The sequence below is a fragment of the Bradyrhizobium sp. AZCC 1719 genome, from assembly GCF_036924525.1.
Lineage (GTDB): Bacteria > Pseudomonadota > Alphaproteobacteria > Rhizobiales > Xanthobacteraceae > Bradyrhizobium.
The window spans coordinates 702,118-728,078 of sequence record NZ_JAZHRU010000001.1 but is presented as its reverse complement, the minus strand read 5'-3'; the positions used below and the strand labels follow the sequence as shown (position 1 = coordinate 728,078).

At 63.7% G+C, this 25,961-nt stretch carries 19 protein-coding genes; 12 read left to right on the top strand and 7 right to left on the bottom strand.

The window, feature by feature from the left end; translation table 11 throughout:
• Positions 1-94 precede the first annotated feature (94 nt).
• Entirely contained in the window at positions 95-364 is a 270-nt protein-coding gene (locus V1292_RS03535) for a hypothetical protein (protein ID WP_334370336.1), read from the bottom strand.
• A 174-nt stretch (positions 365-538) separates the two neighbouring features.
• Here V1292_RS03535 and V1292_RS03530 point away from each other — a divergent pair, with 174 nt between their 5' ends.
• The 5 genes from V1292_RS03530 (at position 539) to V1292_RS03510 (ending at position 6,621) form a co-directional block, all read left to right on the top strand.
• The gene (locus V1292_RS03530) at positions 539-2,629 is read left to right on the top strand and encodes a M3 family metallopeptidase (protein WP_334370335.1); all 2,091 of its coding nucleotides are present in this window, start codon (positions 539-541) and stop codon (positions 2,627-2,629) included.
• 135 nt (positions 2,630-2,764) lie between these two features.
• Positions 2,765-3,421, top strand: coding sequence for a DUF1007 family protein (locus V1292_RS03525; protein WP_334370334.1), 657 nt, complete (start codon positions 2,765-2,767; stop codon positions 3,419-3,421).
• A complete protein-coding gene (locus tag V1292_RS03520) occupies positions 3,418-4,512 on the top strand; it encodes a nickel/cobalt transporter (protein WP_334370333.1) in 1,095 nt (364 codons plus the stop codon). The genes V1292_RS03525 and V1292_RS03520 overlap by 4 nt, the downstream gene beginning before the upstream one ends.
• Positions 4,513-4,781: 269 nt before the next feature.
• On the top strand, positions 4,782-5,219 hold the full coding sequence (locus tag V1292_RS03515) for an acyl-CoA thioesterase (protein ID WP_334370332.1): 438 nt from the start codon (positions 4,782-4,784) through the stop codon (positions 5,217-5,219).
• 241 nt (positions 5,220-5,460) lie between these two features.
• Positions 5,461-6,621: an IS110 family transposase gene (locus tag V1292_RS03510; RefSeq protein ID WP_334370331.1), complete on the top strand. Its 1,161-nt coding sequence runs from the start codon at positions 5,461-5,463 to the stop codon at positions 6,619-6,621.
• Between the two features lie 403 nt (positions 6,622-7,024).
• Here the strand turns inward: V1292_RS03510 and V1292_RS03505 are convergent, their stop codons facing one another.
• Positions 7,025-8,965: a hypothetical protein gene (locus tag V1292_RS03505; protein WP_334370330.1), complete on the bottom strand. Its 1,941-nt coding sequence runs from the start codon at positions 8,963-8,965 to the stop codon at positions 7,025-7,027.
• Between the two features lie 500 nt (positions 8,966-9,465).
• Positions 9,466-9,864, bottom strand: a complete 399-nt coding sequence (locus V1292_RS03500) for an MAPEG family protein (protein ID WP_334370329.1) — start codon at positions 9,862-9,864, stop codon at positions 9,466-9,468.
• A 101-nt stretch (positions 9,865-9,965) separates the two neighbouring features.
• Here V1292_RS03500 and hemH point away from each other — a divergent pair, with 101 nt between their 5' ends.
• The 4 genes from hemH (at position 9,966) to V1292_RS03480 (ending at position 13,286) form a co-directional block, all read left to right on the top strand.
• Entirely contained in the window at positions 9,966-11,000 is a 1,035-nt protein-coding gene (gene hemH, locus V1292_RS03495) for a ferrochelatase (RefSeq protein WP_334370328.1), read from the top strand.
• 174 nt (positions 11,001-11,174) lie between these two features.
• Positions 11,175-12,176, top strand: coding sequence for an SPFH domain-containing protein (locus V1292_RS03490; protein ID WP_334370327.1), 1,002 nt, complete (start codon positions 11,175-11,177; stop codon positions 12,174-12,176).
• Positions 12,177-12,212: 36 nt separating this feature from the next.
• Positions 12,213-12,659 (top strand): NfeD family protein, encoded by a 447-nt coding sequence (locus tag V1292_RS03485; protein WP_334370326.1) that lies wholly within the window; start codon positions 12,213-12,215, stop codon positions 12,657-12,659.
• A 75-nt stretch (positions 12,660-12,734) separates the two neighbouring features.
• Positions 12,735-13,286, top strand: coding sequence for a carboxymuconolactone decarboxylase family protein (locus V1292_RS03480; protein WP_334370325.1), 552 nt, complete (start codon positions 12,735-12,737; stop codon positions 13,284-13,286).
• Between the two features lie 92 nt (positions 13,287-13,378).
• Here the strand turns inward: V1292_RS03480 and V1292_RS03475 are convergent, their stop codons facing one another.
• The gene (locus V1292_RS03475) at positions 13,379-14,392 is read right to left on the bottom strand and encodes a KpsF/GutQ family sugar-phosphate isomerase (protein WP_334370324.1); all 1,014 of its coding nucleotides are present in this window, start codon (positions 14,390-14,392) and stop codon (positions 13,379-13,381) included.
• 194 nt (positions 14,393-14,586) lie between these two features.
• On the opposite strand from V1292_RS03475, the gene V1292_RS03470 reads away from it, so the two are divergent.
• Complete coding sequence (locus V1292_RS03470) at positions 14,587-16,290, top strand: outer membrane beta-barrel protein (RefSeq protein ID WP_334370323.1); 1,704 nt, start codon at positions 14,587-14,589, stop codon at positions 16,288-16,290.
• Between the two features lie 168 nt (positions 16,291-16,458).
• Here V1292_RS03470 and V1292_RS03465 read toward each other — a convergent pair whose 3' ends face one another.
• The gene (locus tag V1292_RS03465; protein WP_334370322.1) at positions 16,459-17,916 is read right to left on the bottom strand and encodes a glutamate synthase subunit beta; all 1,458 of its coding nucleotides are present in this window, start codon (positions 17,914-17,916) and stop codon (positions 16,459-16,461) included.
• A gap of 153 nt (positions 17,917-18,069) precedes the next feature.
• Complete coding sequence (gltB, locus tag V1292_RS03460) at positions 18,070-22,803, bottom strand: glutamate synthase large subunit (protein ID WP_334370321.1); 4,734 nt, start codon at positions 22,801-22,803, stop codon at positions 18,070-18,072.
• Positions 22,804-23,283: 480 nt separating this feature from the next.
• On the opposite strand from gltB, the gene V1292_RS03455 reads away from it, so the two are divergent.
• Positions 23,284-24,024, top strand: a complete 741-nt coding sequence (locus V1292_RS03455) for a hypothetical protein (protein ID WP_334376927.1) — start codon at positions 23,284-23,286, stop codon at positions 24,022-24,024.
• A gap of 175 nt (positions 24,025-24,199) precedes the next feature.
• Here V1292_RS03455 and V1292_RS03450 read toward each other — a convergent pair whose 3' ends face one another.
• Positions 24,200-24,667 (bottom strand): Hsp20 family protein, encoded by a 468-nt coding sequence (locus tag V1292_RS03450; protein ID WP_028350462.1) that lies wholly within the window; start codon positions 24,665-24,667, stop codon positions 24,200-24,202.
• Positions 24,668-24,915: 248 nt separating this feature from the next.
• On the opposite strand from V1292_RS03450, the gene V1292_RS03445 reads away from it, so the two are divergent.
• Positions 24,916-25,863 carry an alpha/beta hydrolase gene (locus V1292_RS03445; protein ID WP_334370320.1) on the top strand — a complete coding sequence of 316 codons (948 nt, stop codon included), beginning with the start codon at positions 24,916-24,918 and terminating at the stop codon, positions 25,861-25,863.
• The last annotated feature ends 98 nt before the right edge of the window (positions 25,864-25,961 follow it).

Sequence of the window (25,961 nt, the reverse complement as noted above, 5' to 3'; positions counted from 1 at the left end):
CGCAGCGCGCACGGCTCGCGACAAACATGAATGGAAGTTAAGATTTTCTCAGGCAGGCGATGAACGCTTTAGCGCCTGTGCCGCAGCGCTTTCTTCAAGCGCGCCTGACGCGCTTGAAGAACGGCTCGATGCGCTGCGCGCCGCGGATGAACGCCACCATGATCATCACGCCGATGCCGAACAGCACCGCCTGGAGGATGTGCGCGCTGGTGTCGTCGAGGCCGAACAGGATCGCGAGCGCCCAGCCGCCGGCAAACGCCGCGCCGAACACTTCCGCGCCGATCAGGATCGCAGCCGAAATGACGGTGATGACGCTCGGCCAGACGATCTGGCGGGAGGATGTGGAGGCGGGCTGTGGGCTCATGAAAAAGGTCCTGTTCTGGGGGCGCAATCTCTCCGAAAAGGCCCCATCTATCAAGCGCAAAAGGCCCAAAAATGCCGCATCGCGTGCTATAGATTGCCGCATCTTCTGGAGCGTTTTCGAGCGAAATCGGTGCCGGTTTCAGCCCAAGAAAACGAGGCAAAAACGGGAATTGTGATGTCAGAAACCCTGCAGACGGCGGCCCCTTCGGAAGCTGGCGAAAACCCGCTGCTCCGGCCGTGGCAGACGCCGTTCGAGACACCGCCCTTCAGCGAGATCCAGCCGGAACACTTCCTGCCCGCCTTCGAGCAGGCGTTTGCCGATCACGCCGCCGAGATCGCGGCGATCACCCACGATCCCTCGGTGCCGGACTTCGCCAACACCATCACGGCGCTGGAGCGCTCGGGCAAGCTGCTCGCGAAGGTCTCTGCCGTGTTCTACGACCTGGTCTCGGCGCACTCCAATCCGGCGATCCTGGAGATCGACACGGAAGTCTCCTTGCGGATGGCGCGGCACTGGAACCCGATCATGATGAACGCGGTGATGTTCGGGCGCATAGCGCTGCTGCACGAGAACCGCGCCACGCTCGGCCTGAGCGGCGAACAGATGCGGCTCCTGGAGCGCACCTACACCAACTTCTACCGCGCCGGCGCCGGCCTCGACGAGGTCGCCAAGAAGCGCCGGGCCGAGATCAACGAGCGGCTGGCCCAGCTCGGCACCTCGTTCAGCCATCATCTGCTCGGCGACGAGCAGGACTGGTTCATGGAGCTCGGCGATGACGACCGTGACGGCCTTCCCGAGGCCTTCGTCACCGCGGCCAAGGCCGCCGCTGAAGAGCGCGGCATGGCGGGCAAGGCGATTGTGACGTTGTCGCGCTCCTCGGTCGAGCCGTTCCTGAAGAGCTCATCCCGCCGCGACCTGCGCGAGAAGGTCTTCAAGGCCTTCACTGCGCGGGGCGACAATGGCAACGCCAACGACAACAACGCCACCATCGTCGAGATCCTTGCGCTCCGCGAGGAGGCCGCCAGGATCATGGGCTTTCCGACCTACGCCGCCTACCGGCTGGAGGATTCCATGGCCAAGACGCCGGAGGCGGTGCGCAGCCTGCTGGAGCGGGTCTGGAAGCCGGCCCGGGAGCAGGCGCTCGCCGACCGCGACGCGCTGCAGGGGCTGATCGCGGAGGAGGGCGGCAACTTCGCGCTCGCCCCGTGGGATTGGCGCTACTACGCCGAAAAGCTGCGGCAGCGGCGGGCCGATTTTGACGACGCGGCGATAAAGCCCTATCTGGTGCTCGACCACATGATCGAGGCCGCCTTCGACTGCGCCACCCGCCTGTTCGGGATCACCTTCTCCGAGCGCAAGGACATTCCGGTCTGGCATCCGGATGTCCGGGTCTGGGAGGTCAAGGACGCCGCCGGCAAGCACAAAGCGCTGTTCTATGGCGATTATTTCGCGAGACCCTCAAAGCGTTCCGGCGCCTGGATGACCTCGCTGCGCGACCAGCAGAAGCTCGACGTCGACGTCGCCCCGCTGATCATCAATGTCTGCAATTTCGCCAAGGGCGCGGACGGCCAGCCGTCGCTGCTGTCGCCCGATGACGCACGCACCCTGTTCCATGAGTTCGGCCACGGCCTGCACGGCATGCTGTCCAATGTGACCTATCCTTCGCTGTCGGGGACATCCGTGTTTACCGATTTCGTCGAGTTGCCCTCGCAGCTCTACGAGCATTGGCAGGAGCAGCCGCAGGTGCTGCGGCAGTTCGCCAAGCACTACCAGACCGGCGAGCCGCTGCCGGACGACCTGCTGCAGCGCTTCCTCGCCGCGCGAAAATTCAACCAGGGCTTTGCCACCGTGGAGTTCGTCTCCTCGGCGCTGGTCGATCTTGAATTCCATACCCAGCCGGCCGCCGCCAGCCGCGACGTGGCGGCGTTCGAAAAGGCGGAGCTGGAGAAGATCGGCATGCCCGCCGAAATCGCGCTACGGCACCGGCCGACCCAATTCGGCCACATCTTCTCCGGCGATCATTACGCATCGGGCTACTACAGCTACATGTGGTCGGAAGTGATGGACGCCGACGCCTTCGGCGCGTTCGAGGAGGCCGGCGACATCTTCGATCCCGCGGTGGCAAAACGCCTGCACGACGACATCTATTCGTCGGGCGGCTCGCGCGACCCCGAGGACGCCTATATCGCCTTCCGCGGCCGCGAGCCGGAGGCCGACGCGTTGTTGCGCCGGCGCGGCCTGCTCGAAGCAACGCCGGCGGCCTGATTGGCCGGCCGCCGCTTCCACGAGTCGTCCCTGCCTTGTGCGCAATTGCGCACTTGGCGCAGGGACCTATAACCTCTGGTATTCGTTGTGAAGGAACAGCCTTTGTCACACTGTCAAACAGAGACGACACGGCGTATGGCTCCCCGCTTTCGCGGGGACAACGTGTTGCGTGTACTGTTCGGCTTGATCGTCGCGTTGTCGCTCGGCACAGCCGCGGCCGAGGCCCATCCCCATGTCTGGATCACCGCCAGGAGCGAGGTGGTCTACGCGCCCGACGGGGTGATGACGGGTGTTCGTCACGCCTGGACGTTCGATGACATGTTCTCGACCTACGCGCTGCAGGGCGTCGCGACCAAGACCAAGGGCGTCTATACCCGCGAGGAACTGGCGCCGCTGGCACAGACCAACGTCGAGTCGCTGAAGGACTTCGCCTATTTCACCTTCGCCAAGGCCGACGGCAAGAAGGCGAAATTCGAGGAACCGGTCGACTATTACCTCGAATACAAGGACAGCGCGCTGACGCTGCATTTCGTGCTGCCGCTGAAGGCGCCGGCGACCTCGAAGCAGTTGGCGCTGGAAGTATTCGATCCCTCCTACTTCATCGACTTCAAGTTCGAAGACAAGGATCCGGTCAAGCTGATCGGCGCGCCCGCCACCTGCCAGATGCAATTCCAGCGGCCGAACGACGAGACCGCCAACACCCAGCGCCTGAACGAGCAGAATTTCTTGAACGGCGACAATTCCAACTATGGCGCGATGTTCGCCAACAAGATCATGGTGAACTGCCCATGAGGCGGATGCTCCCCGCAAGCCTCGCGCGAGGGATCGCAATGACGGCCGCGGCGATCGCGGCCGTTGCGATTTTCGATGCTGCCTTGCATGCGCTGATGGCGCAGAATCCGTTCGGTGGTCCACGTCCCGCGGCCGAGCCGCAGGTCGGCGGCGTGATCGGATGGATTTTGGCCAAGCAATCCGAATTCTACCGCGAAATGTCCGCCACCATCCGCGCGGCGAAATCGGACGGCAGCGCCGTCTGGACGCTGCTTGGAATTTCCTTTGCTTACGGCATTTTTCATGCCGCAGGCCCCGGCCACGGCAAGGCGGTGATCTCGTCCTATCTCGTCGCCAATGAGGAAACCGCGCGGCGCGGCATCGTGCTGTCGTTCGCCTCGGCGTTCCTGCAGGCGTTGGTGGCGGTCGCGATCGTGGCCGTCTTCGCCTGGCTGCTCTCTTCCACAGCCAAGACGATGTGCTCTGCGGAGAAGGCGATCGAGGTCGTCAGCTACGCGCTGATCGCGGCGTTCGGCGCCCGGCTGGTCTGGACCAAGGGCGGCGGTTTTATGCGCGCGCTGCAGGCGAAGCCGGAGCTGGCGATGGCATCGGCCACGGCTCATCATCACGATCATGATCACGGCCATGCCCATCACCATCATCATGATCACGGCGATCATCACGGCCATGGTCATGACCACGGCCATCCCCATGTTCATGATGAGCATTGCGGCCATTCGCACGGGCCGACACCGGACCAACTCGCCGGCCCCGGCGGCTGGCGGCGCGGCTTGGGGACGATCTTTGCCGTCGGCATGCGGCCCTGCTCGGGCGCCATCCTGGTGCTGGTATTCTCGCTGGCGCAGGGCCTGTTCCTGGCCGGCATCGCCGCGACCTTCGTGATGGGTCTCGGGACCGCGATCACGGTCGCCGCCATCGCTGTGATCGCCGTATCGGCGAAAGGTCTGGCAAAGCGGCTGAGCGCCGGGCGCGAGGGCGGCGGCGCGCTGATCATGCGCGGCATCGAATTCGGCGCCGCCGGCCTGGTGCTCTTGTTCGGCTTGGGCCTGTTGTTCGGCTACCTCGCCGCCGAACGCGCGACGTGTCTCTGATCGATGCGACGAACTGTCGTCCCTGCGAACGCGCAGGGGCCCAACCACAGGATTAAGTTGGTGGACGAAAGCCGTCGAACAGGGTCTCGCAAAACTTGCGGCACGGCGTATGGGTCCCTGCGCCGAGTGCGCGATTGCGCACGGAGGCAGGGACGACAATCTACCGCGATAGATTCCGCAACTCTATTTCGGTAACGCAAGTTGCCCGGCTTTATGAAATTGGTTCGCTGCGCTATGCAGGCGGCAGAACACGTAAAGCCGGGGATCCCATGTCACGCGAGCAATTCTGGTTCTTCCACCCGTTCCGGGTGCGCTACTCCGAGATCGACGGCCAGGGCGTCGTCTTCAACGCGCATTATCTGACCTATTTCGACACCACCATCACCGAATATTTTCGTGCGCTCGGCTATGATCAATATGCCGACGCAAGGCAATCCGGCGTCGATTTTCACGTCGTCAAATCCGTCATTGAGTACAAGGCGCCAGTCCGCTTCGACTGGGAGCTCGAGGTCGGCGCGTGCGTGGCGCGGATCGGAAATTCGAGCATGACCTTCGAGCTTGCGATTTTCCTCAAAGGCGGCGGCGATGCGCTGGTGACCGGCGAGATCGTCTGGGTGAACACCGATCAGCAGACCCATCGTCCCGTCCCGATAGCAAAGCCGATCCGCGACCTGATCGCGACGCGGGAGAAGCATCTCGCGGCGTGAGATGTGCGTTGCGGGAGCGCGAAACTATCTTCGTTGCGAGCCAACGGGTCGGCGCAAAGCGCCGGCCAATGACAGGCTCCGCGAAGCAATCCATCCATCCGCGGGCGAGGGACAATGGATTGCTTCGCTGCGCTCGCAATGACATGGAGGAGCCGCGGCGCGAAGTCATAGATTCCATGGGCGGTGAGCGTGGCCTTTCCGATAGGTTTGGGTTTCCACACTCGAACCCACGGAGAGACAGATGCAAGCATCGACCATAGCCACGCCCACCGCCGGTCATTGTGGCACAATTTTCGTTGCGATCGAACTGAGTCAGAAGACCTGGCTGGTGACGCTGCACAGCCCGGACAGGGGCAAGATATCGCGCCACAAGCTGGAAGGTGGCAATCATGCCGAGCTGCTGGCGCTGATCGATCGGGAGCGCACTCGGGCGGCTCGGGCGCTGGGAGGCGTTCCGGCGTTGGTGAGTTGCTACGAAGCGGGCTACGACGGGTTTTGGCTGCACCGGCTTCTGCTGGCGGCCGGCATCACGAACTACGTATTTGATCCCGCGAGCATAGCGGTGGATCAGCGGGCCCGGCGGGTGAAGACCGACCGGATCGACGGCGAGAAGATGCTGCGGACGCTAATGGCGTATTTGCGCGGCGAGCCGCGGGTGGTGCGGATCGTCCGGGTGCCTGCTGCCGAACAGGAGGACGCCCGCCGCGCCAGCCGCGAACGCGACCGGCTGGTTAAGGAGCAGACCGCGCACACCAACCGGATCAAGGCGCTGCTGCGGCTATTGGGCATGGCGGTCGGGAACCCGCGCCGGCGCGACTGGCTGAGCTGGCTGGCAACGCAGCGGGACTGGCAGGGCCAGGCGGTGCCGCTGCAGATGCTGAGCGAGATCCGGCACGAGCACGCGCGGCTGATGCTGGTGCGCGAGCGGCTCGATGAGCTCGCCAAGGCAGCGGCTCAAGCGGATGCAACCCCTGCGGCGGCGCAGATGACCAAGCGCAGCGATCTGCTGCTCCGCCTCAAATGCCTCGGCCCGGCGTTCGCGACGACGTTGACCAACGAAGTATTCTACAAGGACTTCCGCAACCGCCGCGAGGTTGCGAGCTATTTCGGGCTGACGCCCAGTCCGTGGCAAAGCGGCGGGATTGATCGCGACCAGGGCATCAGCAAGGCGGGCAATCCACGTGCCCGTTGTGCCGCGATCGAACTGGCCTGGCTGTGGCTGCGGCATCAGCCGGACAGCAAGCTCACCCTGGAGTACCGCAAGCGCACGCTCGATGCCAGCAAGCGCATCAAGCGCGTCGCCATCGTCGCCTTGGCACGCAAGCTGATGGTGGCGCTCTGGCGCTACCTCACGACCGGCTTGGTGCCTGACGGAGCGGTGCTCAAAGCGGTAAAGGTGTAAACGCTTCAACGAACGCGTCAGCGTCGCGGCATCTGCTGCGGTCAGCGCGGGATGGATGGTGACCGTGCCACCCTTGGGCCAGCAAAATACAGGCCGTTTCGTAGATGGGTCTCATCCTCGTGGCTTCCTCGCCGCATGCATGCGGAATGTGGGTACGGATCACAGCGGTCCGACCGGATATGAGGTGATGCAGTGAGCTGCTGCATAAATCGCCGGAAGCCAGTCCCTGAGCGCACCGACCGCGGCGGCACGCTGCGCTACGCATGGCTCCGCGCGCCGCCGCTATACCTGACGCGAAAAACTACACCCAAGCCTCCGTCGGCATCCTTGACTCAAAACGCCTCATATGAGGGTGGGCAAAGGAGCGTAAGCGACGTGCCCACCCTGAACCCAAGATGTCCCGTCATCCGGAACGAGTGACGGTTCGGGGCATCAGGAGGAAAGCCGCGAGGTAGAGCAGGCCCGTCACGATCAGGAGATTGTTGTATCCGGTAATCAGCGCTGCATATTCCAGGCAACCGCCGACGATCGCTCCCAGCAGGTTGATTGCAAATGCGGACTGCGAGTCCGACGAACTCTGGAAGCGCTTCGAGAAGGCTATGTTCGCCAGATAGATCGGCAGGAATGCCAGTAGGGTCGCAGCCAGCAGCCTGGGCGCGAAGGGGAGAGGCAGCAGCCACTCGGGACGGATGACCCAGGCCAAGGCCAGAGATGCGGCGACCCCGGCGTAGACTACGGGCAGTGATGGCGTCCGGAACTTCCGCGTCGTCTCCACCGCAGCGAGCACGATGACCAGGACGCCGGCGAAGACCAGCGCGTTGACGAACCACGTGGTGCCGAAAAGGAGCGCAAAGGTCGCCACGTTCTTGGTCTCCAGCAGCATGAACGCCGCCCCCATGAAGAACAGGTCGGCATAGGGGCGCATGTCCCGCAGCGGCCCTCCCAGCGTGCGTACGGCGACGAGGGACGTCAGGAGAACAGCGAGTAGCGTAATCGTATAGAGCGGAGGGAAAGAGCCGCCCTTGAAATAGAGAAACGGCGTATCGTCGGTTGCCGGAGAAACCACGCCATTGCGCGAATCCGGGGTCCAGGTCGTTTCGCAGCGCTGGTCCGCGGCTGTCATCCCGATCGTGATGACCGCTTGCGCATGGACGAATGTGTCGACGCATGGAGCGTGCCCGAATGCCGTGGCGGCAGTTCCGGCCAGCCTGTCGATGAGCCAGCGCTCGCGGTAGTAATTATACATGGCGAAGGCGCCGTGGGGTTTCAGGTGCTCGCGTACGGACGCCAGCGCTTCCTGCGTGAACAGGAATGACTCGAGCCGGATCTGCGAGGCCCCGCTGACCAGTGTCAGCGAGTCGGGCAGCGCGAAGAGAACAAGGTCGTACTTGCGGTCCGTGCTTTCGAGAAATGCCCGTCCGTCATTCGTGTGCATCTTCACCCGCTTGTCGGCGTATGGCCGGTCGGGGTTCTGCTCCATGCCGATCTTGAGAATTCGCGGGTCGATGTCGACTGCATCGACATGGCGGGCCTGCTTGCTCAGGGCGATCGCCACGTCGGACCCGGACCCTGCTCCGATGATCAGAACGTCATCGAGGGGATTTCCGGGCAGCCGAAGATAGGGCGTCCTGTAAATTTCTTCACCCTGCTCCAACTTCCACTTCGCGGGGGCCATCACCTGGTGGGGCACTCCGTTGACGCCGATGTCGAGCAGTTTCGAGCCCGCCACGTCGACTTCCCTGGTAGTGACCTTGTAGTAGGGAGACCAGCTTACGCCGGGAGCCAGCGTCTCCAGCAACAGCTTGCCGACCAGCATCAGCGCCCATGCGCACGTCACAATCCGGCGGGACGGGGTGGCCAACGCCAGATAGAGGATGAACGCGATGAAACCCCAAGCCGCCGACGGCGCATGCAGAAAGCTCAGAGCCGTGAACGCGGATATCCCGAGAAGCGATCCGATCAGATCGTAGCGGTATGCCGTCAGGGGAGGCAGTTTGCCGAAACAGCGACCCACGACTTCGGCTGGCCCCGCCATGATGACTGCCACCATCGCGAAAATGATCGGCAGTGCGAGCCAAGCGGGCGGGCCGCTGGTTTCGAGCGCGGTGAAATAGATTAGGTCGGACCCGGCCCGTTCGATCGTGACGGGGAACCAGAGCGCGCCCACGACGAGAATGCTCAGCAGCGGCATCGATGCTGACCATATGGACCAGCTTTTCCTGCTGATGAGGAAGCCCGCGCCGATACCGAGGAACGAACCCAGGAGCACGAAATTCGAGAAATACGACAGGTGTATGACGTTCGCGCCGAGCCATCGGATCAACGCCAGCTCGAGGAAGAGCATAAGGCAGCTTGCTAGCAACAGTCGAACGACCGTGCGTTCCGACCTGCTTGCCTCGGCCGTGACGTGTTGCGGAGCGTCGTCAGCCGGCGAAATGGAGCCTGCTAGGCTCGGATCAGCAACTCTAAGCAAACTTCACCCCCTCTGTTCGCCGCGGAAGCGGCAATGGCTCTCTCGCGCGAAATCCGCAAACGGAAAGCTCAGTCTTGGCACCGTTTCTCAGGTGGCGGGCTAATGTACCGGATGACGCTCTAAGGGAATCTTAATATGATACAACTAAAAAGCGATCAGCCAATCCTGCCGCTGTATCAAAGGGTGCTAAGGCGCGCGCCTAAAACTGATCCTGCACGCGGCGATAAACCGGGCGCGCCGCTATCTCCGGGTCATTGCGAGAAGCGAAGCGACGAAGCAATCCATAGCGCCGCTTGCCAAGACATGGATTGCTTCGTCGCTCGCGCTCCTCGCAATGACGATGAGAGACCAGTATGACCCCCAATGTCACACTACGCCGGCAGATACGCCTTGATCGCCGGCATGAAGAAGATCGCGATGTTGATTGCGAACCCCAGCGTCCAGAGGATCGAGCGCAGCGTTGGGCGGTTGCCGAGATAGGTGAAGACATAGGCGATCCGCACGATCACGAACAGAATCGCGAGTTCGTCGATCAGGCGCTGTGGCCCGAGCCGAAATTCCGCCAGCAGCACGGCGACTGCGAAGAACGGAAAGGCCTCGATGCCGTTCTGATGCGCGCCAAGTGCACGGGCGCGGATCGGGTCCTGGTAGAAGGCGGGGTCGCGCGGCTTGGCATTGTCGAAACGGCCGTAGGCGGCCCATTTGACCGATGCGATCGTCAGCAAATACAGCATCAGCGTTCCGAAAACACACCACTCGGCGATCGTCATGGTTCCTCCCCGCGCACGCGCGCCCAGCCGCCAGTTGGGAAGCGTAGCGAACCGGCGGTTATCTTGACAAGGATGGTGCAACGCGCGAAGCCATCGAAATCATGACCGCGGTCGTCCCCCCCAGAAATGCAGCGGCGCCGGCAGCCCTGGAGCAACGCATCGGCGTGCTGCTGGTCAATCTGGGTACGCCCGACACCGCCGATGCCCAGGGGGTGCGGGTCTACCTGAAGGAATTCCTCTCCGACCCGCGTGTGATCGAGGATCAGGGCCTCGTCTGGAAAGCGATTCTCAACGGCATCATTCTGCGGGTGCGTCCGGCCAGAAAGGCGCGCGACTACCAGAAGATCTGGAACGCCGAGAGAGGCGAATCCCCGCTCAAGACCATCACGCGATCGCAGGCCGAAAAGCTCGCGGCGGCGATCGCCGATCGCGAGCACGTCGTCATCGATTGGGCGATGCGCTACGGCAACCCGTCGATCCGCTCGCGCATCGATGCCTTGGCTGCACAAGGCTGCGATCGCCTGCTGGTGGTGCCGCTCTATCCGCAATATTCCGCGGCGACCTCGGCGACGGTCTGCGACGAGGTGTTTCGCGCGCTCGCCGACATGCGCGCGCAGCCGACGCTGCGGGTAAGCCCGCCTTATTATGACAATCCCGAGTACATCGAAGCGCTCGCCGTCTCGATGTCAGAACATCTGGCGGCCCTGCCATTCCAGCCCGAACTGATCGTGGCGTCGTTCCACGGCATGCCGCAGAAATATGTCGACAAGGGCGATCCCTATTACACGCAGTGCGTCGCAACAACGGAAAGCTTGCGCAAGCGCTTGGGCCTTGATGCCTCCAAACTGGTCCTGACATTTCAATCGCGCTTCGGCAGCGACGAGTGGTTGCAGCCCTACACCGACAAGACCATCGAAAAACTGGCGAAAGATGGCGTGAAACGCATTGTGGTGGTGACGCCCGGCTTCTCCGCCGATTGCCTGGAGACGCTGGAGGAGATCGCGCAGGAAAATGCCGAGATTTTCAGGCATAACGGCGGCGAACAGTTTTCAGCGATTCCTTGCCTGAACGACAGCGAGCCCGGCATGGACGTGATCCGCCAACTCGTTTTGCGCGAGCTTCAAGGCTGGATTTAACCACCTCAACAACCAACTCGCCGTTCGGAGCCCACGAACATCTGGTGGCCCGCAGACGATTCCCTAGCTATATAATCGTAAACTGAGAACAGCCGGCTGAACCGGGCCTGCGCCGTTGCAGACAAATGAGAGATCGCGCCAGGCAACGCACCTTGCCGGCTTTGGAGGGACTTTATGAGTGGCTTCGACATTTTCGCGATTGCCCTTGTTCTACTTGTCATTGCCACATTGTTCGCGGGCGTCAAAACGGTGCCGCAGGGCTATGATTGGACCATCGAGCGGTTCGGCAAATACACCCGCACGCTGTCGCCGGGGTTGAACCTCATCATTCCCTATTTCGACCGCGTCGGCCGCAAGATGAACATGATGGAGCAGGTGATCAACATTCCCGAGCAGGAGGTGATCACCAAGGACAACGCCACCGTGACGGTGGATGGCGTCGCGTTCTTCCAGGTGTTCGACGCCGCGAAAGCAAGCTACGAGGTCGCTAATCTCGAGCAGGCCATCATCGTTCTGACCATGACCAACATCCGCTCGGTGATGGGATCGATGGACCTCGACCAGGTGCTGTCGCACCGCGACGAGATCAACGAGCGGCTGCTGCGCGTGGTTGATGCGGCCGTCTCGCCATGGGGGCTCAAGGTCAACCGCATCGAGATCAAGGACATCGTGCCGCCGGCCGACCTGGTGGAAGCGATGGGCCGTCAGATGAAGGCCGAGCGCGTCAAGCGCGCCGACATTCTGCAGGCCGAGGGCCAGCGCCAGTCGGAAATCCTGCGCGCGGAAGGCGCCAAACAGGGTCAGATTTTGCAGGCCGAAGGCCGCCGCGAAGCCGCATTCCGCGACGCCGAAGCGCGCGAGCGCCTGGCGGAGGCGGAAGCCAAGGCGACGCAGATGGTCTCCGAATCCATCGCCAAGGGCGATGTCGCCGCGTTGAACTATTTTATCGCCGACAAGTACATCAAGGCGTTCGGACAGTTCGCGGATTCGCCGAACCAGAAGATCCTGATGATCCCGCTGGAAGCAACTTCCGTGCTGTCCTCGCTCGCCGGCATTGGCGAGATCGCCAAGGCGACGTTTGGCGAGAGCGCAGCTTCCGCTGCGGCCGCTGCACGGCGGACTTCCTCGGTGCCGAATACCGGCCCGACCCCGCCGCCGGTTACGCCGCAGCGGTGAGAGCTTGATCTGGAAGATCGATCAGAGGTTCGTGTCATGACCGACATATTCTCGACGTTAGGCACCTGGAATTGGCTGATCTTCGGCTTCGTCCTGATGGCGCTGGAATTGCTCGCGCCGGGTGTCTTCATGTTCTGGCTCGGGCTCGCGGCGCTATTGGTCGGGCTCGTGTCGTTTGCGATCAGCCCGTCTTGGCAGACGCAGCTCCTGATGTTTGCGGTGTTCGCGGTTGCCGCGGTACCGGCCTGGCGGCACTTTGCGCGCAGCGAAGGCAGCCGCAGCCTGAGCAACCCGTTTCTCAACAACCGGACCAAGGCGCTGATCGGCCGGGAGTTCACGCTGGAAAAGCCGATCGTCGGCGGCACCGGCACCGTGCGGATCGACGACACGATCTGGCGTGTCGCCGGCCCCGACGCGCCGGCCGGCAGCCGCGTCAGGGTAGTGCAGGCCGATGGCGCCAGCCTGACGGTGGCGGTGGCTTAGCGCTCCATCATCTCCTTGCCAGTATGCTACAAAAAATGTAGCATAGCTACTGTATTAGTAGCAATGGAGTTGGCCATGTCACAAACCGTGCCGCGCATCGCGCCACTTGAGCCGCCTTACGCACCTGACATTGCCGAGCAGTTCGACCGCATCATGCGCGGCGCGCCGCCGCTCGTGCTGTTTCGCGTCATGGCGGGCAATGCGCGCGCCTGGGAGAAATTCCGCGCCGGCAGCCTGCTGGATCGCGGGCCGCTTAGTTTGCGGGAGCGCGAGATCGTCATCGACCGTACCTGCGCGCGAACGGGCTGCGAGTACGAATGGGGCGTGCATGTCACGACGTTTGCGGAAGCCGCGCATCTGACGGAAGAGCAGGTCCGCGCCACCGTGCTCGGCGCCGCCACCGACGCATGCTGGTCGCTGGCAGAGCAGGCCCTGATCGCCGCCGTCGATGCGCTGCATGAGCGCGCCACGCTCGATGACGCCGAATTTGCGGCGCTGTCGGCGCATTACGACGAGGCGAAAATATTCGAGATCATCCTGCTGTGTGGATTCTATCGCACCGTGTCGTATCTCGCGAACGGACTGGCGCTGCCGCTGGAGGAGAACGCGGCAAGGTTTCCGCTCTGACCGTCATTCCGGGGCGATGCGCAGCATCGAACCCGGAATCTCGAGATTCCGGGTTCGCGTCTTCGACGCGCCCCGGAATGACAAGCGCCAACCTACGCCACGCCCGCGCGCAGGAAATCGTGCAGGTGCACGATGCCGATCGGCTTGCTGGCGTCGGTCACGATCAGCGTCGTGATTTTCGAGGAGTTGAGGATCTCCAGCGCCTCGCCGGCCAGCACGTCGCGGTCGATCGTCTTCGGATTCCTCGTCATCACCTCGTCGACGGTGGCCGACATGAGCTGCGGCCCCATATGGCGGCGCAGGTCGCCGTCCGTGACAATGCCGACGATGTGGCCGCGTGCATCGACAATGCCGACACAGCCAAAGCCCTTGGACGTCATCTCGACCAGCGCCTCGGACATGCTGGTGCCGAGCGGCTTCAACGGCACCGCGTCGCCGGTATGCATGAGGTCGCGGGTGTATTTCAGGAGCGCGCCGAGCTTGCCGCCGGGATGCAGCACGCTGAAATCGACCGAGGTAAAGCCGCGGCCTTCCAGCAGCGCGATCGCCAGCGCGTCGCCGAGCGCCAGCATCATCAGGGAAGAGGTGGTCGGGGCGAGATTGTGCGGGCAGGCCTCGCGCGCCTTCGGCAGCGTCAGCGCGATGCCGGCCGCCTTGGCGAGGGAAGATTCGCGCTCCGCCGTCATGGCGATCACGGCAATGCGGAAGCGCTTGGCATAGGTGATCAGATTCTTCATCTCCGGCTGCTCGCCGGACCACGATAGCGCCAGGATGACGTCGTCGGGCGTGATCATCCCGAGGTCGCCATGGCTCGCTTCGGCCGCATGGACGAAGAAGGCGGGCGTGCCGGTGGAGGCGAAGGTCGCGGCGACCTTGCGGCCGATATGGCCCGACTTGCCGAGCCCAGTGACGATCAGCCGTCCCTTGGCGTTCCGGATCAGATCGGTGGCGGCGACAAAGGGTGCGCGGAGATCGGACTGCAGCGCCGCCGCGATCGCGGCGATGCCGCTGCCCTCGGCATCGAGCGTGCGCAGCGCCGATTGGACGGCGGCATCAGCGGGTTCAGAGCCGGATGATTGTACCATCAGCGGATTCGGATTGGCCATGTCTGTCCCAGGGAAGGAGGGGCTTCGCGCCCCGAACCCCTGCATAGCATGGGCCGTCCGGCGAAGCGACGCGGGGCTGCCGCCCTCAACGGCTCATTAACCATAATTGTTTTAACTCCATTAACGACGTGTTCCGCGAGTGTTCGGCATTCGTCCACCAAGTATCTGTTTTTGTTGGGGTATATTTTATCGTGATGGCGGGGCCAGCATCGGGCCGGAACAGCCGCGCGCGCCTCTTCCGCGCAGCCTTGCCGTGCCTTGCGCTGATCGCCCTGACCGGAACCGCAGTGCGCGCGCAAACCCTCACGCCGGACCTGTTCAGCTCAAGCCGCACCAGCCAGATGCCGCCGCCGGATTCGCCGCTGCGCCGGACGGCGGCAGAGGTGAACGATCCCCTCAACAGCACGAAGCTGCAGGAGAGCGACAAGCCCGCGCCGTCGCGGATCGGGCAGATCCCGAAATACGGTCTGCCGGCCGCGAGCGGCGCAGCCGACATCGGCTACGATTCGCTCAACCGCAAGCGCAAGAAGCCGAAATACTATCCGGGGCAAGTGAAGCCGAAGCCGCCGGTCGGACCCGGCAGTCCGCCGCCGCCAATTGCGTCGAACACGCGGCTGCGGCTGTCGATTCCTCCATCGGAGTCGGCGCATAAAACACCGATCCCGCCGGCAATGGCGGGCACGGTGATGGGGCAGCCGCCGCGCAAGCGTCTCAGGATCGATGACGATCCGTTCGGCGCGGTCGGCGATTACGCCGGCAGCTTCCTGATCAAATCCGCGGTCGAATTCTCGGGCGGCTACGACACCAATCCCGGCCGGCTCGTCCCCGCGCAAGGCAAGCCGTTCTATGTGATCGCGCCGGAATTTTTGGCGGTCTCCGACTGGGAGCGTCATGCGCTGGTGGCCGATCTGCGCGGCTCCTTCACCGGCTACGGCAGCAATCTCACGCCGAACGCGGACGGCACGCCGCTGTCGGCGCCGCTCGATGTCGACCGGCCCAACTTCATCGGCCATGTCGACGGCCGGCTCGACGTCAGCCGCGACACGAGGCTGACCGCGCAGGGTCGCTTGTTCGTCTCGACCGACAATCCCGGCAGTCCGAACGTGCAGGCCGGCCTCGCCAGATATCCGATCTACACCACGCTGGGCACCACTGTCGGCGTCGACCAGAGCTTCAACCGGCTGCAGGTTTCCGCCGGCGCCACCGTCGACCGCACCGACTACACCAACTCAAAACTCACCGACGGCACGTCAACCACCAACGACGACCGCAATTTCAGCCAGTACGGCGGCGTCGGCCGCGTCAGCTATGATTTGAAGCCGGGCATAAAGCCGTTCGTGGAAGTGCAGGGTGACAGCCGCGTGCATGACGTCAGGCTCGACCGCAGCGGATTTGCGCGCGATTCCAGTGGCGGCTACGTCAAGGGCGGCACCAGCTTCGAATTCTCGCGGCTATTGACCGGCGAAATCGCCGTCGGCTACGCCGCGCGCGACTATGTCGATCCGAGGCTCGATCGCCTGGAGGGCCTGCTCGTCTCGTCCTCGCTGGTCTGGACCGCAACGCCGCTGACGACGGCAAAATTCTATTCCGATACCACGATCACGGAGACCACGCTGCCGGGCACGTCGGGCGTGCTGACGCATGTCTACACCGTCGAAGTCGACCACGACTTCCGCCGCTGGCTGACCGCGATCGGTAAGTTCACCTGGGGCTCGCTCGACTATCAGGGCAATCCGAGGCGCGACAAGATCTACGCGGTGTCAGGCGAGGCCATCTACAAGATGAACCGCAATGTCTGGCTCAGGGGCACGCTGCGGCGCGACTGGCTGGATTCGAACCTGGCGGGGAATAGCACGGCATCGACGGTGGTGATGTTGGGGGTGAGATTGCAGCATTAGGCGCTCGGCTCTCCGCGTGCGTTCCCCGGATGTGCGCAGCACGAAGTGATGCGCTGCTGATCCGGGGTCTATGCTACCGGCACCATGGGTCCCGGCTCTGCGGAGCAGCGTTACACGCTGCACCGCGTCCGGGACACGGGATCACACGCAACGGCTTTGAGTGTTGTCCTACCGCGGCAGCGTCGTCGTCCCCATCAGATACTGATCGATCGCCCGGGCGCACAGGCGCCCTTCGCGGATTGCCCACACCACCAGCGACTGCCCGCGGCGCATGTCGCCGGCGGAGAAGAGGTTCGGCAGCGACGTCTTGTAGTCGGCCATGTTGGCGCGGACGTTGCCGCGCTGGTCGAGGTCGACGCCGAGCGTCTTCAGCATGCCTTCGTGAACCGGATGCACGAAGCCCATGGCGAGCAGCACGAGCTGCGCTTCGAGCTCGAATTCGGTGCCCGCAATCGGCTTGAACTTGTCGTCGACCTTCACGCAGTGCAGCTTTTGCACCTTGCCGTCGACACCCGAGAATTTTTGCGTCAGCACCGCGAATTCGCGGCTTGCGCCCTCGGCCTGGCTCGACGAGGTCCGCATCTTCAACGGCCAGTTCGGCCACGTCACGCCCTTGTTCTCGTGCTCGGGCGGCGCCGCCATGATCTCGAGTTGAGTCACGGACTTCGCACCCTGCCGGAACGAAGTTCCGATGCAGTCGGAGCCGGTGTCGCCACCGCCGATCACGACGACATGCTTGCCGCCGGCGAGAATGTCCTTCGCGTCGCCGAGCGGCTCGGAGGAAACGCGGCGGTTCTGCTGCGGCAGGAAGTCCATCGCAAAATGGATGCCGTCGAGATCACGGCCGGGGATCGGCAGATCGCGGCCGGCTTCGGCGCCGCCGGTCAAGGCTACCGCGTCATACTGGTTGAGCAGCTCGCGCGGATCGATCGCACCTTGTGATGTGCCGCCGACATGGACGCCGTAATGGAACGTCACGCCCTCGGCCTCCATCTGCGCCACGCGGCGGTCGATGATGTGCTTTTCCATCTTGAAGTCGGGAATGCCGTAGCGAAGCAATCCGCCCGCCTTGGCGAACTTCTCGTAGACATGGACGTCATGGCCGGCGCGCGCGAGCTGCTGCGCGGCCGCAAGGCCTGCAGGGCCGGAGCCGACGATCGCGACCTTCTTGCCGGTCTTGGCGGGTGCGACTTCCGGCTTCAGCCAGCCACTGTCCCAGGCGCGGTCGACGATCGCGCATTCGATCGTCTTGATGGTGACCGGGTTGTCGTCGATGTTGAGCGTGCAGGACGCCTCGCACGGCGCCGGGCAGATGCGGCCGGTGAACTCCGGGAAATTGTTGGTCGAGTGCAGGTTGCGCGAGGCCTCTTCCCAGTTGCCCTGGTAGACGAGGTCGTTGAAATCGGGGATCTGGTTATTGACCGGGCAGCCCGGCGTGCCCGGCGCTACCGAGCCGGTGCCATGGCAATAGGGGATGCCGCAATTCATGCAGCGCGCAGCCTGGTCGCGGGTGTCCTTCTCGCTCAGGGGAATGACGAATTCGCGATAATGCTTCAACCGCTCGGCGACCGGCGTGTACTTGCGTTCGTTCCGGTCGATCTCGAGGAAACCTGTGATCTTGCCCATTAAACCCTGATGCCCCTGCATCTCTCTTTCGTCTGTTCGCTCGACCCTCATCCTGAGGAGCGGCATGCGCCGCGTCTCGAAGGATGAAGGCCCGTGTGTAGGCCTCATGGTTCGAGACGGCGCTTCGCGCCTCCCACCATGAGGGTCTAAGGTTTAAGCACCGATCGCGATTTTCGGCTCGGCGTCGGCGTTCACCCTCAATTCCTTCAGCGCGCGGCGGTATTCCACCGGCATCACCTTGCGGAATTTAGGCAGCCAGACTTTCCAGTTCGCGAGGATCTCGGCGGCCTTCTTCGAGCCAGCCAGTTTGGCGTGGCGCGTGATCAGCACGTGCAGCCGCTCGATGTCGGAGTCGAGCAGGTTCTGGAACACGTCGACCCGGCCATGCGCTTCGAGATCGCCGGAATGGTGGTAGGTGTTCTGGTTGATCATCTCTTCCGAGAGCACCGGCTCCAGTTCAACCATCGCCATGTTGCAGAGTTTTGCGAAGTCGCCGGCCTCGTCGAGCACATAGGCGATGCCGCCGGACATGCCGGCCGCGAAGTTGCGGCCAGTCTTGCCCAGCACCACGACGATGCCGCCGGTCATGTATTCGCAGCAATGATCGCCGGCGCCTTCGACGACCGCGATAGCGCCGGAGTTGCGCACCGCAAAGCGTTCGCCGGCGATGCCGCGGAAGTAGCATTCGCCCTCGATCGCGCCGTACATCACCGTATTGCCGACGATGATGGATTCTTCCGGCACGATGCCGGAATTCCGCGGCGGCCTGACGACGATGCGGCCGCCCGACAGGCCCTTGCCGACATAGTCGTTTCCTTCGCCTTCGAGATCGAAGGTGACGCCCTTGGCCAGCCACGCGCCGAACGCCTGGCCTGCCGTGCCCTTCAGGCTGACATGAATGGTGTCATGCGGCAGCCCGGCATGGCCGTAGATCTTCGCCACTGCTCCGGACAGCATCGCGCCGGCCGAGCGGTCGGTGTTGTTGATCTCTTCCTCGATTTTCACCGGCGCGCCGCGGTCGAGCGCGGCCTGCGCCTTCTCGATCAGGCGGCGGTCGAGCACCTTCTCCAGATGATGGTTCTGGGCTTCGGCGTGATAGATCTTCTGGCCCTTCTCTTCCTTCTGGCGGACGAAGAGCTTTGAGAAGTCGAGTCCCTTGGCCTTCCAGTGCGCCACCAGCGTGGACTGGTCGAGCATCTGGGTCTGGCCGACCATTTCATCGAACTTCTTGTAGCCGAGCTGCGCCATGATCTCGCGCACTTCCTCGGCGACGAAGAAGAAATAGTTGATGACGTGCTCGGGCTGGCCGGTGAAGCGCTTGCGCAGCACCGGATCCTGGGTCGCGACCCCGACCGGGCAGGTGTTGAGATGGCACTTGCGCATCATGATGCAGCCGGCCGCAATCAGGGGCGCAGTGGCGAAACCGAACTCGTCGGCGCCGAGAAGCGCGCCGATCACGACGTCGCGCCCGGTGCGGAAGCCGCCGTCGACCTGGACCACGATGCGGCTGCGCAGCCGCTCGCGCACCAGCGTCTGATGGGTTTCGGCAAGCCCGATTTCCCACGGGCTGCCGGCGTGCTTGATCGAGGTGAGCGGCGAGGCGCCGGTGCCGCCTTCGAAGCCCGCAATGGTGACATGGTCGGCGCGCGCCTTGGCAACGCCCGCGGCCACCGTGCCGACGCCGATTTCGGAAACCAGCTTGACCGAGACCTGACCGTCCGGATTGACGTTCTTGAGGTCGTAGATGAGCTGCGCCAGATCCTCGATCGAATAGATGTCGTGATGCGGCGGCGGCGAGATCAGGCCGACGCCGGGGGTCGAATGGCGCACGCGCGCAATCGTCGCGTCGACCTTGTGGCCGGGCAACTGGCCGCCTTCACCGGGCTTGGCGCCCTGGGCCATCTTGATCTGCATCATGTCGGAGTTGACGAGATATTCCGTCGTCACGCCGAAACGGCCCGACGCGACCTGCTTGATCGCCGAGCGCATTGAATCGCCGTTCGGCATCGGCTTGAAGCGATCGGCCTCCTCGCCGCCTTCGCCGGTGTTCGACTTGCCGCCGATCCGGTTCATGGCGATCGCCAGCGTGGTGTGCGCCTCGCGCGAGATCGAGCCGAAGCTCATCGCGCCCGTGGCGAAACGCTTCACGATTTCGGAGGCAGGCTCGACCTGGTCGAGCTTCACCGGCTTGCGCTTCTCGTCCTCGGCGGTCTTGATCCGGAACAGGCCGCGCAGCGTCAACAGCCGCTCCGACTGCTCGTTGAGGATCTTCGCGAATGCGCGATAGCGCTCCTGCGAGTTGCCGCGCACGGCATGCTGCAGCGCTGAGACGGACTCGGCCGTCCAGGCGTGGTCCTCGCCGCGGGTGCGGTAGGCATATTCGCCGCCGACATCGAGCGCGGTCTTGTAAACCTGCGCGTCGCCGAACGCGTCCGTATGACGGCGCGCGGTTTCCTCGGCGATTTCGGCCAAGCCCACGCCCTCGATGCGAGTATGGGTGCCGGCAAAATACTTCGCGACGAAATCGGCCTTCAGCCCGACGGCGTCAAAAATCTGCGCGCCGCAATAGGACTGGTAGGTCGAGATGCCCATCTTGGACATCACCTTCAGCAGGCCCTTGCCGATCGACTTGATGTAGCGCTTGACGATCTCGTAGTCGTCGAGCGCGCCCGGCAGGCGGTCCTTCATCGCGATGATGGTCTCGAACGCCAGATACGGATTGATCGCCTCGGCGCCGTATCCGGCCAGGCATGCGAAATGATGCACCTCGCGCGGCTCGCCGGATTCGACGACGATGCCGACCGAGGTGCGCAAGCCGGTGCGGATCAGATGATGATGCACGGCGGCGCAGGCGAGTAGCGAGGGGATCGGAATCCGGTCGGTGCCCGCCATGCGGTCGGACAGGATGATGATGTTGACGCCCTCGCGCACCGCGCCTTCGGCGCGCGCGCAGAGTTCGTCGAGCACTTGCTCCATCCCCGCCGCGCCGAAGCCGGCATGGAAGGTGGTGTCGAGCGTGCGCGACTTGAAATGGGTATCAGCGACATCGGAGATCGAGCGGATCTTTTCCAGGTCCGCATCGGTCAGGATCGGCTGGCGCACCTCGAGCCGCTTGGTCGAGGCCATGCCCTGCAGGTCGAACAGGTTCGGCCGCGGCCCGATGATCGAGACGAGGCTCATGACGAGTTCCTCGCGGATCGGGTCGATCGGCGGGTTGGTGACCTGCGCGAAATTCTGTTTGAAATACGTGAACAACGGCTTCGGCCGGTCCGACAGCGCCGAGATCGGCGTATCGTTGCCCATCGAGCCGGCGGCTTCCTCGCCGGTGGCCGCCATCGGCGTCATCAGGATGTTGATGTCTTCCTGCGAATAGCCGAACGCCTGCTGACGGTCGAGCAGCGGCAGGTTCGAACGCATGCCCTTGACGGGCGCATCGGGCAATTCCTCCAGCACGAGCTGGGTGCGATGCAGCCAGTCGCTGTAGGGGTGGCTCTTGGCCAGCGTCGCCTTGATCTCGCCGTCGGGAATGAGGCGCCCCTGTTCGAGGTCGACCAAAAGCATCTTGCCGGGCTGCAGCCGCCACTTGGTGACGATCTGATCCTCCGGGATCTTGAGCACGCCCATTTCGGACGCCATCACGATGCGGTCGTCCTTGGTGACAAGATAGCGCGCGGGACGGAGCCCGTTGCGGTCGAGCGTGGCGCCGATCTGGCGGCCGTCGGTGAACGCGATCGCGGCAGGGCCGTCCCACGGCTCCATCAGGGCTGCGTGATATTCATAGAAGGCGCGGCGCTGCTCATCCATCAGCGGATTGCCGGCCCACGCTTCCGGAATCATCATCATGACGGCGTGCGGCAGCGAGTAGCCGCCCTGCACCAGGAATTCGAGTGCGTTGTCGAAGCAGGCGGTGTCGCTCTGGCCTTCGTAGCTGATCGGCCAGAGGCGGCTGATGTCCTTGCCGTAGAGCTCCGAGTGAACGGAAGCCTGCCGCGCCGCCATCCAGTTGACGTTGCCGCGCAGCGTGTTGATTTCGCCGTTATGGGCGATCATCCGGTACGGATGAGCCAGCGACCAGGTCGGGAAGGTGTTGGTCGAGAAGCGCTGATGCACCAGCGCCAGCGCGCTCTCGAAATCCTCTTCATGCAGGTCGGGATAGTACTTGCCGAGCTGGTCGGCGAGGAACATGCCCTTATAGATCACCGTGCGGCACGACAGCGAGACCGGGTAATAGCCGGCGAGCCCGCGGTCGCGGCGCTGGTAGATCGCCTGCGAGATCGACTTGCGCAGGATGTAGAGCCTGCGCTCGAACTCGTCCTCGGTCTTCGCCGTGCCGTTGCGGCCGATGAAGACCTGCATGTGGTAGGGTTCGGTCGGCTTGACGGTTTCGCCGAGCGAAGCGTTGTCGGACGGCACATCGCGCCAGCCGAGCAGCACGAGGCCCTCTTCCTTGATCTGTTCGGCGATGATGCTCTGGATCACCTTTCGCCACGCCGTCTCCTTCGGCATGAACAGCGCGCCGATCGCGTAGTGGCCAGGCTCCGGCAGCTTGAAGCCGAGCTCGGCAGTCTTGCGCGAAAAGAACGCGTGCGGGATCTGCACCAGAATGCCCGCACCGTCGCCGGCGCGCGGATCGGCGCCGACCGCGCCGCGATGTTCGAGGTTGCAGAGAATGCTGATCGCGTCGGAGACGATCTGATGCGACTTGCGGCCCTTGATGTTGGCGATGAAGCCGACGCCGCAGGAATCCTTCTCCATGCCGAGGTCGTACAGGCCCTCAGCCGGCGGGCGCCAGTCATGCTCGCGCGCAATGTCGGCCGGTTTCGAAGCCGCGGTCGCCGACAGGGTTTCTGTCACGATGTTTTCGCGCTCGAATTCCGACCCGCTCATTTCATTCCTCTCAAAAAGGCTAAGGGCCTCACCGCATCGTCGGCGCACCTTGGACGCTTGCGGCACCCACCGGGCCACCGCTCGTCCGCCGCGAGCCGCAATTTCTTAAATTCAGGCTTGGGCGTTCAACGTCCCTGAGGAACGGCCTTGCCTGCACTGCCCTGGAGCTCGTGTCGCCACGGTTTCGTTGCAATCCCTGTGCCGGGACGGCTCCGCAATTGAGACAGTGATACTGTCCTAACTTCGACCATGCCAAATTTTTCTTTATCACACAAGCGCGTGAAAGTCCTCGCCCGCATGCGGATCAGGGCTGGTTGGCTTTGGGGGAAAAGCCGCCCGCTGGGCTTTGCGGCAGCAGCGCCCCGATCCGGCCCAAGGACCGCCGGATTTCACAATGAAATTCGCCCCGGGCCGTCGGCGAGCGAGCAAAATGCTCCGGCTACGGTCCGGAGGCTGCGGGGCTTACAGGAGCTTTCGGTGATGAAGTTGTTCACGGGATCTTTGGCGGCGGGACTGGTCCTTCTTGTGGGCGGCGCGCAGGCGCAGGTGCCCGGGCCTTATGAGATCGGGCGCTCGCCATACAGGGCAGCATCGGATTTCGACGCTCCCTATGCGGTGGCGCCGCAACCGGTTCCCGGGCCGTACGACGAGCCCGGGCCGCGCTACGGAGCCGCGCCGCAGTATGGATACGGTCCGGGACTGTTGCCGTCGACGGAAGTTTATTCCGTGCTGCGCGACAACGGATTCTCGCCGCTCGGTATCCCGAGGCTGCGCGGCATCGTTTACACGATTGCGGCGCTCGACCGCGGCGGCGAGGACGGCCGGCTGGTGATCGACGCACGCAACGGCCGGATCATCCGTTTCGTGCCGTCCTCCCGGATGGGCGATAATTTCTACGAGGAGCACAGCGCGCTTCCGGCAACTCCGGGGGCTCCGCCGCCGCAGGCCCATGCGCCGGCTACCCCGGCCAATGTCCAGACCGCGCCGCGGCCGCAGCGGCCGGCCTCCCATGTCGCGAGCCGCGCGGTGCCGATGCCGAAGGCCAGTCCGGTCGCCGCCAAACCTGCAACGGCGCCGGTCAAGCAGGCTGCAGCGCCTGCGCCGAAGCCAACCGATGCTCAGGCCGCAGCGTCGCCGGCGGTGACGGGTTCGGTCCCGGCCAAGCCCGCCACGCAGATTGCGCCGACGCAGGCGATGCCTGACGTGCAGGGGCTGGAGTAACTCTCTGAAGTAACTCTATCGACAGCGGTCGTTTTGCGAAGGGCGTCTGCCATATCGCCTGATTGATAGATCACGCGGTATGGGTCGCTGCGTTCACAGGGACGACAGCAATAAAAACGCCCCGGTCTTTCCGGGGCGTTTTCGCGTTCAGCCAATACCGGCTGAACCTACCGTGTTACGCGGCGACCGAAGCGTCGACCACCTGCGGGGCCTGCGCGCCCGAATTGATCGGAATGCTGCGCGGCTTCTTGGCCTCGGGGATCTCGCGGACGAGATCGACGTGGAGCAGGCCGTTCTCCAGCGAGGCGTTCTTCACCTGCACGAAATCGGCAAGCTGGAAGACGCGCTCGAAGGCGCGTGCGGCGATGCCGCGGTAGAGCACTTCGGATTTGTCCTTGCCGTTCTCGTTGGCGGTTTTCTCGCCCTTGATCGTCAGCGTGTTTTCCTTCGCGACGATCGAAAGCTCGCCCTGCGAGAAGCCGGAAACCGCAACGCTGATGCGGTAGGCGTTCTCACCGGTGCGCTCGATGTTGTAGGGCGGATAACCGGGGCTGCCGTCGGAGGTCACCTGGTCGAGCAGGTTGAAGAAGCGGTCGAAGCCGACGGTGGAACGATAAAATGGGGTAAGATCGTAGGTACGCATAGGGTAGTCCTCCATTGAGCGACTGTTGCACTTACCCGCCCGCCATCGGGCCGGGCTTTAGTCCTGTGCAGCCTCAGTTTTTGGAGCCTTAGGGTTTTGAAGCCCTTGGCTTTGGTTCCGAAACACTGGTAGTGGCCTGCACAGAAATGATATGGGAGGGGTGAAACGGCGTTCAAGAGGAGCGAAACAGGCCCTTTTTTACGCTCCCGCCTTGATTTTCGGCCCTTTTCACCTAGCCGGTTCCCGTCATGACGCTCGTCTCGATCCCTGCCAATCCGGTTCCGGAGGACGTCGTCTCGGGCACTATCAAGACGCCCGACGGCGCGGAACTGAGGTTTGCACGCTGGGCGCCGCCGGCGGGCCGCAAGGGCACGGTCTGCGTCTTCACCGGGCGCAGCGAGCAGATCGAAAAATATTTCGAGACGGTGCGGGACTTGCGCGATCGCGGTTTTGCGGTGGCGATGATCGATTGGCGCGGCCAGGGGCATTCCTCGCGCCGCCTGCGCGATCCGCGCAAAGGCTATGTCCGCGACTTCTCCGATTTCGAAGTGGACGTCGAGACCTTCGTGCAGCAGGTCGTGCTGCCGGATTGTCCGCCGCCCTATTTCGCGCTGGCGCATTCGATGGGCGGCGCGGTCATGCTGCGGGTGGCGCATGCGGGAAAGCGCTGGTTCGACCGCATGGTGCTGTCGGCGCCGATGATCGACCTGCCGGGGCGCACGACATCGTTTCCGAGCCGGGCGCTGCTTCGGATCATGCGGCTGATGGGGCAGGGCGGCCGCTACGTGCCCGGTGGCAGCGATGCGCTGACCGGAACGGAATCTTTCATCAACAACCCCTTCACCAGCGATCCCGTGCGCTACGCCCGCAACGCCGCGATCCTGGAAGAAGACCCGACTCTGGGCATCGGCTCGCCGACGGTGGCCTGGGCCGATACCGCGTTCCGGGCGATGAATACCTTTCGCGGCATGAACTACCCGTCCGAAATCCGCCAGCCGATCCTGATGCTGGCCGCCAGCAACGACACCATCGTCTCAACGGCGGCGATCGAGGAATTCGCCTATCACTTACGCGCCGGCTCGCATTTGGTGATCGCAGGCTCCAAGCACGAGATCCTGCAGGAGCAGGACCGCTACCGCTCGCAATTCTGGGCGGCGTTCGATGCGTTCGTGCCGGGCACGCCGTTGTTCAAGTGATTGCGCAGTACGCGCCGGCGTGCCCCGGATGCTGCGCAGCGCCATAAGCGCGTTCACGCGCGTCTTCGACGCGCTATGGCGAGCAGCGTGGTGCGCTG